Origin of the sequence: Calidithermus terrae (assembly GCF_003574345.1) — a bacterium.
In the GTDB taxonomy this organism is placed as follows: Bacteria; Deinococcota; Deinococci; order Deinococcales; family Thermaceae; genus Calidithermus; species Calidithermus chliarophilus.
Window position 1 is genome coordinate 1 of the sequence record NZ_QXDL01000097.1, and the last position, 15,042, is coordinate 15,042.

Annotated in this window: 16 protein-coding genes; 6 read left to right on the forward strand and 10 right to left on the reverse strand. The window is 68.4% G+C overall.

The features are described 5' to 3' along the window. Window positions 1-128: 128 nt before the first annotated feature. The 4 genes from Mterra_RS11900 to Mterra_RS11915 all read right to left on the reverse strand — a co-directional run bounded on the left by Mterra_RS11900 (window position 129) and on the right by Mterra_RS11915 (window position 3,126). Window positions 129-647 (reverse strand): ribonuclease FAU-1 family protein, encoded by a 519-nt coding sequence (locus Mterra_RS11900; protein WP_119315392.1) that lies wholly within the window; start codon window positions 645-647, stop codon window positions 129-131. Continuing rightward, window positions 648-1,070, reverse strand: a complete 423-nt coding sequence (locus tag Mterra_RS11905; RefSeq protein ID WP_119315393.1) for an NUDIX domain-containing protein — start codon at window positions 1,068-1,070, stop codon at window positions 648-650. A 246-nt stretch (window positions 1,071-1,316) separates the two neighbouring features. Continuing rightward, window positions 1,317-2,336: an NAD(P)/FAD-dependent oxidoreductase gene (locus Mterra_RS11910; protein WP_119315394.1), complete on the reverse strand. Its 1,020-nt coding sequence runs from the start codon at window positions 2,334-2,336 to the stop codon at window positions 1,317-1,319. Window positions 2,337-2,517: 181 nt separating this feature from the next. Beyond that, window positions 2,518-3,126 (reverse strand): helix-turn-helix domain-containing protein, encoded by a 609-nt coding sequence (locus tag Mterra_RS11915; RefSeq protein WP_027892177.1) that lies wholly within the window; start codon window positions 3,124-3,126, stop codon window positions 2,518-2,520. A 319-nt stretch (window positions 3,127-3,445) separates the two neighbouring features. Here Mterra_RS11915 and Mterra_RS11920 point away from each other — a divergent pair, with 319 nt between their 5' ends. From Mterra_RS11920 to Mterra_RS11935, 4 genes are all read left to right on the forward strand, one after another. Further along, entirely contained in the window at window positions 3,446-4,900 is a 1,455-nt protein-coding gene (locus tag Mterra_RS11920; protein WP_119315395.1) for a UDP-N-acetylmuramoyl-L-alanyl-D-glutamate--2,6-diaminopimelate ligase, read from the forward strand. Between the two features lie 192 nt (window positions 4,901-5,092). Continuing rightward, complete coding sequence (locus Mterra_RS11925) at window positions 5,093-5,839, forward strand: Nif3-like dinuclear metal center hexameric protein (protein ID WP_119315396.1); 747 nt, start codon at window positions 5,093-5,095, stop codon at window positions 5,837-5,839. Next, complete coding sequence (tmk, locus tag Mterra_RS11930; protein ID WP_119315397.1) at window positions 5,840-6,445, forward strand: dTMP kinase; 606 nt, start codon at window positions 5,840-5,842, stop codon at window positions 6,443-6,445. A gap of 2 nt (window positions 6,446-6,447) precedes the next feature. Beyond that, the gene (locus tag Mterra_RS11935) at window positions 6,448-7,212 is read left to right on the forward strand and encodes a glutaminyl-peptide cyclotransferase (protein ID WP_119315398.1); all 765 of its coding nucleotides are present in this window, start codon (window positions 6,448-6,450) and stop codon (window positions 7,210-7,212) included. An 81-nt stretch (window positions 7,213-7,293) separates the two neighbouring features. On the opposite strand, the gene Mterra_RS11940 is transcribed toward Mterra_RS11935, so the two are convergent. The 4 genes from Mterra_RS11940 to Mterra_RS11955 all read right to left on the reverse strand — a co-directional run bounded on the left by Mterra_RS11940 (window position 7,294) and on the right by Mterra_RS11955 (window position 11,713). Continuing rightward, complete coding sequence (locus Mterra_RS11940; protein ID WP_119315399.1) at window positions 7,294-8,109, reverse strand: carbohydrate ABC transporter permease; 816 nt, start codon at window positions 8,107-8,109, stop codon at window positions 7,294-7,296. Between the two features lie 101 nt (window positions 8,110-8,210). Further along, on the reverse strand, window positions 8,211-9,116 hold the full coding sequence (locus Mterra_RS11945; RefSeq protein ID WP_119315400.1) for a carbohydrate ABC transporter permease: 906 nt from the start codon (window positions 9,114-9,116) through the stop codon (window positions 8,211-8,213). Between the two features lie 101 nt (window positions 9,117-9,217). Beyond that, window positions 9,218-10,480, reverse strand: a complete 1,263-nt coding sequence (locus Mterra_RS11950; protein WP_176582531.1) for an extracellular solute-binding protein — start codon at window positions 10,478-10,480, stop codon at window positions 9,218-9,220. A 276-nt stretch (window positions 10,481-10,756) separates the two neighbouring features. Next, window positions 10,757-11,713 carry a prohibitin family protein gene (locus Mterra_RS11955; protein WP_119315401.1) on the reverse strand — a complete coding sequence of 319 codons (957 nt, stop codon included), beginning with the start codon at window positions 11,711-11,713 and terminating at the stop codon, window positions 10,757-10,759. Between the two features lie 64 nt (window positions 11,714-11,777). Here Mterra_RS11955 and Mterra_RS11960 point away from each other — a divergent pair, with 64 nt between their 5' ends. Continuing rightward, window positions 11,778-12,185 (forward strand): ketosteroid isomerase-related protein, encoded by a 408-nt coding sequence (locus Mterra_RS11960; RefSeq protein ID WP_119315402.1) that lies wholly within the window; start codon window positions 11,778-11,780, stop codon window positions 12,183-12,185. Window positions 12,186-12,214: 29 nt separating this feature from the next. Here Mterra_RS11960 and Mterra_RS23145 read toward each other — a convergent pair whose 3' ends face one another. After that, entirely contained in the window at window positions 12,215-12,865 is a 651-nt protein-coding gene (locus tag Mterra_RS23145; protein ID WP_245971613.1) for a hypothetical protein, read from the reverse strand. 87 nt (window positions 12,866-12,952) lie between these two features. On the opposite strand from Mterra_RS23145, the gene Mterra_RS11970 reads away from it, so the two are divergent. Continuing rightward, window positions 12,953-13,552 (forward strand): GNAT family N-acetyltransferase, encoded by a 600-nt coding sequence (locus Mterra_RS11970; protein ID WP_119315403.1) that lies wholly within the window; start codon window positions 12,953-12,955, stop codon window positions 13,550-13,552. Between the two features lie 132 nt (window positions 13,553-13,684). Here Mterra_RS11970 and Mterra_RS11975 read toward each other — a convergent pair whose 3' ends face one another. Further along, a complete protein-coding gene (locus Mterra_RS11975; protein ID WP_119315404.1) occupies window positions 13,685-14,851 on the reverse strand; it encodes a MalY/PatB family protein in 1,167 nt (388 codons plus the stop codon). Window positions 14,852-15,042: the final 191 nt, after the last annotated feature.

A 15,042-nucleotide genomic window follows, 5' to 3' on the forward strand; every position in this document is an offset into this window, starting at 1 on the left:
GGGGGGATATTCCTTCCCCGGCGCCGGGGAGGGCCGGGGCGGGGTTCTTTTCACCATGAGCCACTAGCCACGTGCTTATCGCTGGCGGATGAAGGCTGAGGGATGAGCGGTCAGCGATCAGCCCTCCCTCAAACCCGCTCGAGCCAGTCCCCCGCTTCTCCCGGCGGTAGGACGGGCCATTCCCGCTGCTGCACGTGGCGCTCGATCTCGGCGACGGCCTGCCGGGCTTGCTCGACCCACTCGGCGGGGTAGCGGTTCACCTTGGCGGCGAACTCCTCGAGGTCGAAGGTCTGGCAGCGGTGGTCGGCCCTGCACTTCACGTCGAGCTCGAGGTCGTACTGCCGGATGAGCCCGACCTCGAAGCGCGGGGGGGTCTGGACGTTCCAGTAGTACTCGAGCACCCGCCCCTGGGGGTCGAGGTCGGGGCCGCCGGAGTACCAGCGCCCCTCGAAGAAGGCGACGTAGGCCTGGTGGTCCACCCGCAGCACCCGCTGCTTGCTCTCGTGGTGGAACTCGAAGCCCGGCGGCATGTACAGCAGCACCGCGCCCTCGCGCACCTCGCGCACCTCGGCCTCCCACCAGTAGTGCAGCCGCTCCTCGGGGTACTTCCAGAACTCCACGCGCAGTTGCTGGCCGAGCGCGTACATTCAGCCCCCCAGCGCCTCGAGCCCGTAGACCATGTGCGGCCACGCCCGGGCGCGGGCCTCCTCGAGCGAGACCCAGAAGCAGCGGAAGGTCATCCCCTTGTCGTCCGTGCCGCTGCTGACGACGTGGGTCCAGCTCTCCCCCGCCGTCCCCGCCAGCGGCAGGTGCACGTAGTGGCACTCCACGGCCTCATCGGGCCCGTCGAAGACCTGGAAGGCGACCTCACGCGCCTCCCCGAAGCGGCTCAGCCCGGTCTCCTCACAAGCCTCGCGTAGGGCGCCCTCGAGCGCCGGCTCGTGGGCCTCGATGGTCCCGCCCGGGGTCTGGACCCCGGCGGCGGGGTCGTCCTGGGTGAACACCAGGAGTTGCCTCCCATGCGGCGTCTCCCGGGTGATGTAGACGAAGGCCCTGCGGCGCGTGCGCATACGTTGCTATTGTGCCTTGATCGGGGGCGGAGGTCGAGGGCTGGTCGGACGCCGGGTGCCGGGCGCGGGGCGCCAGGTGTGGGTCGTACGTCCTACGCCGTACGCAAGACGCGTGTCCTACGTCATACGTCTTACGTCGTACGCAAGACGCAAAATGCTTTGGCCCTAGGCCCTTGACCCTCGACAGGCCACACGCTGACGGCTGAAGGCTGACGGCTTAAAGCTGTCAGCTCGCCGTTTCCCGCTTCAGTGCGCCGGGGCCGGGGTCGGCGACTCGTCGCGCTCGGAGGAGTGGCCGGGGTTGACCTTGAGCTCGGGGTGGGCGTAGGCGGCGGCGTAGTTGGCGGCGATGGAGGCTTCGCCGAAGCCCAGGCAGATCAAAGGGAGCTTGCCGGCGTAGCTCGCCACGTCGCCGCAGGCGAAGATGCCGGGGCGGCTGGTGCGCATGGTGCCGTCGAGCACCTTGATCTTCTTGTTGCCCTCCATCTCGAGGCCCCACGTCGCCAGGGGGCCCAGCTTGGAGAGGTAGCCGGCGAGGATGACCACCGCGTCCACGCCCATCACGGTCTCTTCCTTGGTGGCGTTGTTGAAGATCACCACCTCGCGCACCCGCTCGTCGCCCCGGACCTCCTTGAGCTCGTAGGGGGTGAGGATGCGCACTTCGTCCGCCTCGGCGGCGGCGATCATCTGGTTGACGGTGGCGGCGTGCGCGCGGAACTGCTCGCGGCGGTGGATCAGCGTCACGTCGGCGATGTCCTTCAGGCCCAGCGTCCAGTCGGCGGCGCTGTCGCCCCCGCCCACGATCAGCACGCGCTTGCCGGCGAACTCGGCCTTGCTCTTGACCGCGTAGTACACGCCCCGGCCGGTGAACTCGGCCTCGCCCGCGCAGCCGACCTTGCGCGGCTCGAACGCCCCCACGCCCGCGGCGATGATCACCGCGCCGGTGACGTAGGTGTTGCCGCTGGAGGTGGTGATGTGGAAGTCGCCGTCAACCTCCTCGAGCTTCTCCGCCCGCTCGCCCAGGGTGTAGACGGGCTTGAAGGGCTCGAGCTGCTCGACCAGGTTGTTCACCAGGTCCTTGGCGAGGATCTTGGGGAAGCCGGCGATGTCGTAGATGTACTTCTCGGGGTACAGCGCCATGAGCTGGCCCCCGGGCTCGGGCAGAGGGTCGAGGATACGCACCGTGAGGTCGCGCATCCCCACGTAGAACGCCGCGAACAGCCCTGCAGGCCCCGCCCCGATCACCGTCACGTCGGTCCGCAACATGGTGAATAAGATAGCACAGAACCCCGGTTTTGGTATACCGTGAGCCCTGCCCGGTTCCGCTCGGCTGTTGCCGCCAGTGTACCGCCCGGCATGCCGGGAATGCAAACCCTTCCGGCGCCGCTCCCCCTCCACGAATAAAGGACGGCTCAAAGGCCGTCCTTTATTCCGGGATGCTGAGAGTTTATGCAGCCTGCTGGGCGAGGTCCTCGAGGCCGCGGATGTTCTCGAGCACCAGCTTGCCGTAGCCGGACTTGATGTAGCCCTCGCGCGAGAGCTCGCCGATGACCTTGGTCACGGTCTCGCGCACCGAGCCGACGGCCGAGGCGATCTCGTCGTGGGTGGCGCGCACGCCCACGCGGCCGCTGCTCTCGCGGAAGGCGATGGGGGTGTTGGAGAGCTCGAGCAGGGTGGCGGCGATGCGGTTCTTCAGGCGCTGGCCCGACAGGCGCTGGATGGTGCGGTAGGTCTGGGTGAGCGCGTTGACGAGGTGACGGGCGAGCTTGACGGTCTCCTCGGGGGTGAGTTCCTCGGGCGAGACGATGTCCACGCGGGTGCGGGTCACCGCCTCCGCGAAGTAGGTGCGTTCGTCACCGGAGAGCACTTCCTCGCCGAAGTATTCCCCCGGGCGGGCGAAGCGCAGCGTCAGGGCGTTGCCCTCTTCGTCCACGCTCTGGAGGCGCACCAACCCCTCGCGAACCCGGTAGAGCTTGTCCTTGGGGCCAGGCTTGCCCGGGTAGAGGATGATTTCTCCGGCGTGGAAGCCGATGGTATCGATGATGCTGTTTTGCATTTGGTCATCGCCTCCTTGCTCCCCAGTTTAGTCTTTAATCGTGATTTTGTAAATAGATATGTTGATTATTTCCTGAGGCTTGGCTGAGGGAAACCGGGGTCCGGCTCCCTGACGCGGAGAAGGCCTGCGGGCCGTTGCTGTAGGGTCGGGCAGGGTCGGTAGCCTCCTTCTTGGGCCTGCTCGGAGATTGGTTTCCTGAGCCTACCCGGCCGCACCCCCCGCCCGGCATTGGGCGAACGGTGGTCGTTCTCGAGCTGGAACGGCATCCACCGTTCGGTGGGAAGGGCCCTCCGCCTCGAGCCGCCGATAGAATGCGGGCGTGACCACGCTGCGCGACCTCTTCGCCCTGCTCGGCCGCGAAGCCCCTGCCCTGCCGGTGCGGGGGGTGACCCACGACTCGAGGCAGGTGGAGCCCGGCTTCGTGTTCGTGGCGGTGCGGGGCGTCCCCCTCAGGAGCCGCCCGCCCCTCGACGGCCACGACTTCATCCCGCAGGCGCTCGAGCGCGGCGCCGTAGGGGTGGTGGGCACCCGGGAGCTGGTTCTGCCCGTCCCCTACTGCAAGGTGGACGACGACCGGGCCGCCCTGGCCGACTTAGCCGCGGCCTTCTGGGGCTACCCCGCGCGGCGGCTCGAGCTCGCCGGGGTGACGGGATCGAAGGGCAAGACCACCGTGGCCGTGCTGCTGCACCACCTGCTCCAGTCGGCGCGGCCCCCGGTGGGGCGGCTCTCGACGGTGGGCGTCAGGATCGGCGCGGAAGAGCTGTTCCTCCCCGGCCACTTCACCACCCCCGAGGCCCCGCAGGTGCAGGAGATGCTGCGGCGTTTCGTGGAGGCGGGTTGCCGGCGGGCGGTGCTCGAGGTCTCCAGCCACGCGCTGCAGCTCGAGCGGGTGCGCGGGCTGGAGTACGCGGTGGGCATCTTCACCAACCTCTTCGAGGACCACCTCGACCTCCACGGCAGCATGGAGAACTACTTCGCCGAGAAGAAGAAGCTGCTGGAGCGCTCCCGCTGGCGCGTGGTCAACGCCGACAACCCCTGGACGCGCGCCCTGGCCGGCGAGCCCGGCACCTGGAGCTACGGCGCGGCCGGAGACTGGCGCGTCGGGAAGCTGCGCGAGCACGCGGGGGGGCTCGAGTTCGAGGTGCGCTCCCCCGTCGGCGCCTTCGGGGTCGAGCTCCCCATGGTCGGCCGCTTCAACGCCGACAACGCCCTGGCGGCAATGGCCGCCGCCGCCCGGCTGGGCCTGTTGGTCGAGGAGCTCCAGCAGGGCCTCGCCAGCTTCCCCGGCGTCCCGGGCCGCATGCAGCTCCTGCAGGCCGAGCCCTTCCGGGCCATCGTGGACTTCGCCCACACCGGCGCCAGCCTGCGGGCCGCGCTAAAGACCCTGCGCCCCACCACCCGCGGCCGCCTGGTCGTGGTGATCGGCGCGGCCGGCAACCAGGACCCCAGCCGCCGCACCGGCATCGGCCAGGTCGCCGCCGAGCTCGCCGACTTCGCCGTCTTCACCGAGGAAGACCACCGCACCGAGAGCCTCGAGGCCATCCTGCAAACCATGGCCCAGGCCCACGGCGACCCCCGCCGCCACGTCTGCCTCGGCGACCGGCGCGAGGCCATCCGCTACGCCGTCGAGACCGCCCGCCCCGGCGACACCGTCCTCTTCTCGGGCAAGGGCCACGAGCGCACGCTCGAGCGCGGCACCGAGGCGATCCCCTGGAACGAGGTGGAGGAGGTGCAGGCCGCCCTGCGCGGGCATCGGGTTCAGGGAGACGGGTGAAGGGAGGCGTGTGGCCTGTGGTGGGCCCCTCCCCGTCCCTCCCCGCGCGCGGGGAGGGTTTATCCCCCCTGGCCCCCCTTGTTAAGGGGGGTAAAGAAAGGGCGTTTTGCGTCTTGCGTCTCGCGTACGGCGTAGGACGTACGACGCACGACCCGCGCTAAGCGCCCGTCGTTCAGCAGTAGACTTATACCCATGCACCGCGACACCCTCGTCCGCTGGCTGGACGAATTCCTCAAGACCCAGGAGATCACACGGCAGATGCGCGACCCCTCGCTCAACGGGCTGCAGGTGGAGGGGGCCGAGCGGGTGACGAAGGTGGGGGCGGCGGTGGACGCCGCGCAGTCCACCATCGAGCAGGCCCGCGAGCAGGGCGTGGACTTCATGATCGTGCACCACGGGCTGTTCTGGGGCGGGGCGACGCCGGTGGTGGGGATTCACAAGCGGCGCCTCGAGGCCCTCTTCCAGGGCGGCATCAGCCTCTACGCCTCGCACCTGCCGCTCGACGTCCACCCCGAGGTGGGCAACAACGCGGTGATCGCGCAGGCTCTGGGGCTGCAGGGCCTCGAGCCCTTCGCCGCCGGGTTCATCGGCACGCTCTTCCGGGCGCACACCCTCTCCGAGATCGGCGACCGGCTGGGCCAGATGACCGGGATGCAGTGCCTCATCCACCAGGGCGGCCCCAACGAGGTCACGCGGGTGGCGGTGGTGTCGGGCTCGGCCTCCGACTACGTGGCCGAGGCCAGGGCCGCCGGGGCCGAGCTGCTCATCACCGGCGAGCCCAAGCACCAGAACTTCCACCCCACCTTCGAGCTGGGCATGAACGCCATCTACGCCGGGCACTACGACACCGAGACCTTCGGCGTGAAGGCCCTGGCCGAGCGCCTCGAGCGCGAGTTCGGGCTGCCCTGGGTCTTCCTCGAGCACCCCACGGGGCTTTGAATGGCGGGGCTGTTCATCACCTTCGAGGGGCCCGAAGGTGCGGGCAAGAGCACGCAGGTGCGGCTGCTGGCGGGGTGGCTGCGTGAGCAGGGCCGCGCGGTGCTCACCACCCGCGAGCCCGGCGACGGCGGCGCGGTGGGGGCCGAGATCCGCCGGCTGCTGCTGCACCACCACGACATGACCCCCGAGGCCGAGTACCTGCTCTACTCCGCCGACCGCGCCGAGCACGTGCGCACGGTGCTGCGCCCGGCCCTCGAGCGCGGCGAGGTGGTGCTGTGCGACCGCTACCTCGACTCCTCGCTGGCCTACCAGGGCTACGGGCGCGGGCTGCCGCTGGGCTGGCTGCGGGCGGTGGCCGAGGGCGCGACGGGCGGGCTCAAGCCCCACCGCACCTTTCTGCTCGACCTGCCGCCCGAGATGGGGCTGCGGCGCTTCGACGGCCGCGACCGCCTCGAGCGCGAGCCCTTAGAGTTCCACCGCCGCCTGCGGGAGGGCTACCTCGAGCTCGCCCGCCTCGAGCCCGGTCGCTTCGTCGTCCTGGACGCCACCCAGAGCGTCGAAGCCGTCCAGCAAAGCCTGCGTTCATCCTTGGCCCCTATGCTATGACCATGCGCCGCCTGTTCCTGCTCCCCGCCCTCGCCCTGCTGCTCGGCCTGGCCTCCGTCACGGCCCACGAGGGCAACGGCTCGGTCCCCGTCTACGGCTTCAAGCTGGTCAAGATGTACCCCCACGACCCCGCCGCCTTCACCCAGGGGCTCGTCTACCACAACGGCTTCCTCTACGAGGGCACCGGGCTCAACGGGCGCTCGGAGATCCGCAAGGTCGAGCTTCAGACCGGCAAGGTGCTCCAGCGCCAGCCCCTCGCCGCCGAGCACTTCGGCGAGGGCATCACCCTCTTCGACGGCAAGATCTACCAGCTCACCTGGACGAGCAAGAAGGGCTTTATCTACGACCTCGCCACCTTCAAGCAGACCGGCACCTTCTCCTACGCCACCGAGGGCTGGGGCCTGACCCACGACGGCAACCAGCTCATCATGAGCGACGGCACCGACCGGCTGTTCTTCCTCGACCCCAAGACGCTCAAGCCCGTCCGTACCGTCAAGGTGACGGCGGGGGGCGAGCCGGTGACGCGGCTGAACGAGCTCGAGTACGTCCAAGGCTTCGTCTACGCCAACGTCTGGCAGACCAACCGCATCGCCATCATTGACCCCAAGGACGGGCACGTGGAGGCCTGGATCGACCTCACCAAGCTGACCATGCTCATCACCAAGGCCGACGTGCTCAACGGCATCGCCTACGACGCACAGGGCCAGCGCCTCTTCGTGACGGGCAAGCTGTGGCCGTACCTGTTCGAGATCGAGCTGGTGAGGTAGGTGGGGGGTAGTCGATAGTCGATAGCTAAGGAACTTAACCGTTCAGTAGCTATCGGCTATCGGCTATGGGCTATCCGCGAATTACCCCTTGACCCCGGTGAGCACCACGCCCTCGATGATCTGGCGCTGGAAGACGAAGAACACGATGAGCACCGGGATCACCGCGAGGCTGCTCGCCGCCATGATCAGGTGCCAGGCGGTGCCCGCCTCGCCCGAGAAGAGCGCGACCCCCACGGGCAGGGTGCGCATCTCGGGGGTCTGGATGATCACCAGCGGCCACAAGAAGGCGTTCCAGTTGCCCAAAAAGGTGAAGATGCCCAGCGCCGCCAGCGCCGGGCGCACCAGCGGGAAGGCCACCCGCCAGAACACCCCGAACTCGCTCAGGCCGTCGATGCGGCCCGCGTCGAGCAGGTCGCTGGGCAGCGACTCGAAGAACTGGCGCATGAGGAAGACGCCGAAGGCGCTGATGAGGCCGGGGAACAGGACGCCCCAGAAGGTGTTGACCCAGCCGTAGTCCACGCTCATGACGTACCAGGGGATGATGAGCATCTCGGTGGGCACCATCAGCGTAGCCAGGATCAGCACGAAGATCAGGTTCTTTCCGGGGAAGCGCAGCTTAGCCAGGGTGTAGCCCACCAGGCTGTCGAAGAACAGCACCGAGACGGTGGTGACGCCCGCCACGACCAGGCTGTTGAGGAACCAGCGGGGGAACTGGGTGCCGAAGAGCACCTCGCGGTAGTTCTCGAGCGTCGGCTCCTGGGGCAGCCAGCGCAGGTCGAAGAGCTCCTGGAAGCTCTTGAGCGAGGTCAGCACCATCCAGACGAAGGGGAAGACCATCGCCAGAGCACCCAGCGTCAGCAGGGTGTAGACGGAGAAGGAGGAAAGGCGTTTATTCATCTCGGATACCCTGTGCCGGCCCTTTCCCCTCCCCTACCTGGCCGCCTGCCGGGTTGGCGTCGGGCGTTGGGCGTTGGGCGTTGGGCGTTCGGCATCAAGCATCAGTACTCCACCCGCCGCGACAGCAGCCGCAGTTGGACCAGGGTGATGAGCAGGATGATCGCGAACAGCAGCACCGTGATGGCCGCGGCGTAGCCTAGGTCGAAGCGCCCGAAGGCCACCTGGTAGATGTACAGCGCCACCGTCAGCGTGCTGTGGAGGGGGCCGCCCTGGTCGGTGAAGCTGAGGTTGACGACCTGGGTGAAAAGCTGCAGGAAGGCGATGGTGCCGATCACCGCCGAGAAGACCGTCACCGGGTTCAGCAGCGGCAGCGTGATGTGGCGGAAAAGCTGCCGCCCGTCGGCCCCGTCGATGCGGGCGGCCTCGTAGTAGTCGCGGGGGATGTTCTGCAGGCCGGCCAGGAAGAGCACCACCTGGAAGCCCAGGTTCTGCCAGACCACCACCGCCGTCACGGTGGGCAGCGCCAGGCTGGGGTTGCGCAGGAAGTCCTGCGCGGGGAGCCCGACGGCCCGCAGCAGCTCGTTGACGACGCCGAAGTTGGCCGAGAGCATCCAGCTGAACACCCAGGCCACCGCCACCGCCGGGGTCACGTAGGGCGCGAAGTAGATGGCGCGGAACACGTCGCGCAGCCGCTCGCGGGTCACGGCGTTGAGCAGCAGGGCGATGCCCAGCCCCAGCACCAACTGGGCGGGCACCCCGATGAGGGTGTAGAGCAGGGTGTTGCGCAGCGAGCGGGCGATGAGGGGGTCCTGGGCCATCTGGGCGTAGTGCTCGAGCCCCACGAAGGCCCGCTTGCTGGGGTCGGCGTTCCAGTCGTACAGCGAAAGCCACAGCGCCTGGAACGCGGGCCAGATGCGGATGAAGAGGAAGAAGGCCAGCGGGATGAGCAAAAAGGCATAAGCCCACAGGGCTTCACGGGTAGCCAGGCTGAGCCGGGATCGCTTCATAAGGGGGCTTCAGGGCGCGTGAGAGGCAGGTTCAGGGGGACGGGGAGAGGGTGGCGGGAAAGAACCCTACCCAAACCCCGGCCCCCTGAGCCCTGCCCCCGCTACTTGTAGAAGCTGTCGAGGATCTTCTGCTCCTCCTCCACCGCGATCTTCCACGACTGCGCGGGGTCCATGTTCTGCAAGAGCACCCGGTTGATGGCGTTGACGATCACCGTGCGCTGGGCGGCCTCGTCCACGAAGGGGGTGGCCTTGGCGTAGGAGAGGCTGAGGATGAAGGGCCCGTAGACGGGGTCGAGCGAGAGCTTGGGGTCTTTGATGAGGTCTTTGCGGGCGGGGAGCTCGCCCACCTTCTCGAGCCAGTAGCGCTGCGCCTCCGCCGAGGTGATGAAGTTGAGGAACTTGACGCTGGCCTCGAGCTTGGGCCCCTTGGCGAGGGGGGTGATGCCGTGGAGCCAGAAGGAGCCGAAGTTGGCCTTGCGCCCCCCGACCTTCTCCACCGGCAGCTCGGCCACGCCCCAGTTGAACTTGGCCCCGCTGCGGATGGTGCCGACGGCGAAGGAGCCGTCGATGATCATGCCGATCTTGCCGGCGATGAAGCCGTCGCGGTAGCCGTTGTTGCCGGGGAAGAAGCTGGGGATGCCGATGCCGTGCTTCTTGACCCAGTCGGTGTAGGCGGTGAAGGCCTTGAGCCCCTCGGCCCCGCCGAAGAGCACCTTGCGCCCGTCGTCGGAGTAGGGGCGCCCGCCCATCTGGCGCATCAGCACCTCGCGCACGAGGTGGTGGTCCTGCCCGTCGGGCGAGATGCCGTAGCCGATCTGGGTGTAGCGGTCGCCCTGCTTGACGGTGAGCCTCTTGCCGGCCTCTAGAAATTCGGCCCAGGTCTTGGGCGGCTTGCTGATCCCGGCCTGCTGGAAAAGGTCCTTGTTGTAAAACAGCGCCAGGCTGCGCACGGCGGTGGGCAGGCCGTAGTACTTGCCGCCCATCTTGGCGCTCTGGGCCATGCTCACGAAGTCGTTGTCAACCTGCTTGGGGCTGACCAGGTTCTCCGGCAGCGGGACCAGGTAGCCGGCTTTGACCCAGGTGGGCAGCCAGCCGTAGAAGAGGTTGACCACGTCCGGGCCCTGCCCGGCCGGGATGGAGGAGCCCACCTTCTGCTGGTAGGCGTCGTAGGGGAAGGTCTGGTGCACGACCTTGATGCCCGGGTTAGCCGCCTCGAAACGCTTGATCAGTTCGTCAATGGCCTCGATCTTGCTCTTGAAATCGTACTGCCAGTAGGTGATGGTCACCTGGGCCTGAGCGCTCATCAGCCCGAAAACCAGCAAACCCGCCCACAGCGCTCGAGCGCGAACGAAAGATCTGAGCATGAGGAATTCCTCCTTGCACAACCAGAAGCTTTAGATCGAAACCTGCGTGCCCAGTTTACCGCTTCCGCCCCAAGGACTCACAAGTACACCCCCTCACATTGCGCGTGAGCCGGAAGCAGGAAGCGATAAGCCGCCAGCGGTAGGCTCGTGGTTTGTCGAGGGTCGAGGGTCTAAGCGTCTGGCGTTTGGCGTTTTGCGCTTGGCGTACGACGTACGACACGGGGCGCGGGGCGCACGCCCCGCGCCCCGCGCCCGGCCATCAGCCGCCAACCCGCCTCACCGCGCCGGAGCCGTCCGGTTGAGCGTCTGCAGGTTCCGCAGGTCGAGGAGGAAGTTGCCGTCCGAGGGCAGCAGCACGGTGTTGATGCCGGGCGAGAGCTTCTCGGCCACGGTGAGCTGGATGACCTCGGGCGAGCGGCGCAGGGCCTCGCCGCGCAACTGGATGGCCCGGGCCTCGCCCTCGGCCTTGAGGATGGCGGCGTCGCGCTCGCCCTTGGCCTGCACCACCGCGCGCTGGGCGTCGATCTCGGCCTGGCGGCGGCGGTTCTCCGCGACCTGGACCTGCTGCTCGGCGGTCTGCTTCTCCTCGATGACCTTGGCGACCGACTGCGGGATGTCGATGCGGCGCAGCAGCACCGAGATCAGCTCGACGTGCTGGGCGTTCAGGTCCTCGGAGAGCTCGCGCGTGACGGCGGCCTCGAGCTGGGTGCGCTGGGTGCTGATGAGGTCGGCGGCGTTGAACAGGCCCACCGCGTCGCGCACCTTGCTGCGGATCTGGGGCACCACCAGGGTATCGACGTAGCCCGGCCCCACGTTGCGGTGCAGTTGGGCGGCCTCGCCACGCTTGATGCGGTACTGCACCGTCACGTCCACCCCGATCTCCAGGCCCTCCTTGCTGCGGGCGGTGATGGCCTCCTCGCTGGGGCCGGGCTGCCGCGTGCCCGGGGTGGGCACCGCCAGCGTCACCTCCTTCAGGCGCGCGTCGTAGAGGACCACGTTCTGAATGCCGGGGAGCACGATGCGGAATCCCTCGCCCAGCGGCGTGGGCTGCACCCCGCCGAAGACGTTGAACACCACGCCCACGTGCCCGGCGGGGATCACCACGAAGCTCTGCGACAGCACCGCGATTCCCAGGCCGATGATGGCTACTAAGCCCCCCAGGCTGCGCCGCCCCGGCTGGACCAGCAGGACGATGCCGAGCACCAGTAGGGCAATTCCGATCAGCGTTAGCATGATTTTCCTCCCTCGCCCCTCAGGATACGGGAGCCGGGGCGTTTGGCCCAGATAAACTGGTCCCGTGAACGCCACCCCCGCCGAAACGCTCTTGCGCGTGTACTACGACCGCTTCAACGCCCGCGACGTCGAGGGCTTCCTCCAGCTCCTGAGCGACGACGTGCTCCACGAGATCAGCCAGGGGCCCGCCGAGCGGGGCAAGGAGGCCTTCCGGGCCTTCCTCGAGCGCATGAACCGCTGCTACCGCGAGCGGGTCTACGACCTCGCCGTCATGGTCAGCGCCGACGGGCGCCGCGCCGCCGCGGAGTTCATGCTCGAGGGGGAGTACCTCCAGACCGACGGCAGCCTGCCCCCGGCCCGCGGCCAGAGGTACACCCTGCGGGTGGGGGCCTTCTTCGAAATCCGGGGCGGCAAGATCGCCCGCGTCTCCAACCACTACAACCTCCACGACTGGCTCCGGCAGGTCGCGTGAGCGCCGCCACAGCCTGAGGACAACCCCTCTCAGAAGCGGTAGGAGAGCGAGAGGCTGAACAGCGTGGTGCCCCTGGGGCTCACGAAGTACTCGTCGGGCGGGAGCAGGAAGACGGAGATCTCCGGCGAGACGCTGAAGCGGTCGCCGAAGCGGAGGTTGACGCCGATGGTCGCGCCGGGGTTGAAGCGGGGGCCGACGCACTCGAGGGGGCTGTTGTCCACGCTCTCGCAGAGGAAGTAGGTGTACAGGCGCGGCCCGACGTAGCCCTGCCCCGACTCCAGGGGGATGGGGAAGAAATAGCCCGCGTCGAGGCCGAGGCCGCCGCGGTTGTAGACCCGGTAGCGGTAGTCGGGGTAGCCGCCGTACTCGCCGTAGGTATCCCAGCCCAGGCTCAGCGAGGCGGCCAGGTTGCCCTGCACGAACGAGCCGCGGGCGAACACCCCCGAGCGCGGCGGCACCTTGAGCTCGAAGCCGAAGGGGCCGTCGGTGACCTCGAAGCCCAGCCCGACCGAGTCGAGCTTGAGGCCCAGGGCCGTCCCCTCGGGCTTGGACACCCGCGCCGAGGCCGAGGTCGGCAGGAAGGCCGGGATCGCGGGCCCGTACCCCGGCCCGCCCGGCGCCGGGGTGACCGACGAGGGCGCGCACGCGGAAAGCAGCAACAGGCCACAGCCGATAAGCACGTCGCGGGATAATATTCTCATGCTCCGACAGTAGCACGCTTGCCGGAGCAATTCCACCCCAGCATGCCCGCAGGCCCAGGAGTTCCGATGCTAAAGGTTCAGGTTTTGAGCGGGAGCGAGGCCGAAGGATTCATCCCCGAGCTGGCCCGGCTGCGCATCGAGGTGTTCCGCGAGTTCCCCTACCTCTACGCGGGGAGCCTCGAGTACGAGCGGCGCTACCTCGAGAAGTTCCTCCGCCTCCCCGAGAGCGCCCTCGTCGTCGTGCAGGACGCGGGCCGGGTGGTGGGGGCTTCCACCGCCCTCCCCTTGGCCCAGGCCGAGGCCGAGTTCCAGGAGCCTTTCCAAAAGGCCGGCCTCGAGCCCGCCGCGTGGTACTACTTCGGCGAGAGCGTGCTCGAGCGCGACTACCGGGGCCGGGGCCTAGGGGCGGAGTTCTTCAAGCAGCGCGAGGCGCGGGCCAGGGCGCTGGGCTACGCCAACACCACCTTCTGCGCGGTGGTGCGCCCCGAAAACCACCCCCTCCGCCCCCCCGACTACCGCCCGCTCGACGCCTTCTGGGAACGCCAGGGCTACCGCAAACGCCCCGACCTCCTCGCCCACTTCAGCTGGCAGGACCTGGACGAGGCCCAGGATAGCCCCAAGCCGATGGTGTTCTGGGTCAAGGGCTTGGAGGGCGATGAACGCTGAACGCCAAGGGCCGAGGGTCCAGGGCCGAGGCGTACGACGGAGGACACGCGTTTTGCGTCTTGCGTTTCGCGTCTTGCGTCTTGCGTACGACGTAGGACGTACGACCCGCATCCTGCGTTCGGCTATCGGCTATCAGCTATCGACCACCGACCCCTTCAGCGCCGACGCCAGGCGCTCGAGCGCCTCCTGCAACAGCGGGCGGCTGGTGGCGAAGTTGAGCCGCAGGTAGCCTTTGAAGCCCTCCCCGAAGATCGCGCCGTCGTTGAGGCCCACCTTGGCGTGCTCGAGCGCGAAGGCGTGGGGGTCCTCGAGGCCCAGCGCCCGGAAGTCGAGCCAGGCGAGGTAGGTGGCCTCGGGCGGGGTGTAGCGCACCTCGGGGAGGCGCTCGGCGAGGAAGCGGGTCAGGAAGTCGCGGTTGGCCTTGAGGTAGGCCAGAGTCTGCTCGAGCCAGGGCTGGCCGTGCCGCAGGGCGCCGAGCCAGGCGGCCATCGAGAGCACGTTGGGGTGGCCGCCGATGCCCAGGCTGACCTTCTGCATGCGGGCCAGGATCTCCTTGTTGTGGCTGATGGCGACCCCGCCCCCCAGCCCGGCGGTGTTGAAGGCCTTGCAGGGGCCGGTGAGCGTGACGGTGCGCTGGGCGACCTCCTCCGAGAGCGAGGCGAAGGGGACGTGCGGCCCCTCGTAGATCAGGTCGGACCACAGCTCATCGACCATGACCCACAGGCGGTGCCGGAGCGCGAACTCGGCCAGCCTCTCCAGCTCGGCCCGGGTGAACACGCGCCCGGTGGGGTTCTGCGGGTTGCACAGCATCAGCATCCGGGTGCCCGGGGTGACGAGGGACTCGAGCTGCTCGAAGTCGATCTCCCAGCGGGTCTCCCCCGGCTGCATGGGGTTGGCCCGGGTGACGCGGTTGAACTCCTTCAGCGCGATCAGGAAGGGGTGATAGACCGGCACCTGCGTGATCGCCTCGTCGCCCGGGCTGCTCAGCGCCAGGACGCTGGCGCAGATGCCCGGCACCACGCTGCTGGTGAGCCACAGGTTCTCGGGCTGCAGGCCCTTCAGCCCCAGCCGCTCCTGCTTGGCGATGATCGCCTCGAGCAATTCGGGGTCGCCCGCGCCCTGCGGGTAGCCGATGCGCCGGGAGAGCCTCTCCCGGACGGCCTCCAAGATGGGCTCGGCGACGGGGTAATCCATGTCGGCCACCCAGAGGGGCAGCACGTCTTCAGGAAAAAGGCTCCACTTCACCGAGTGGGAGCCTTTTACTTCCTCGAGGTTCAGTTCGTCGAAAGGGTGCGGCATGGGGATAGCTTAGTGCATGTGGGTGGTCGGTGGTCGATAGTCAATAGCCGGGGGCCGGGCGCGGGTCGGGCGTCGTACGTCCTACGTCGTACGCCGTACGCCGAACGCAAGACGCAAGACGCCTCGCTCCCCCCTTAGCAAGGGGGGCTGGGGGGGATAAACCCTCCCCGCGTGCGGGGAGGGACGGGGTG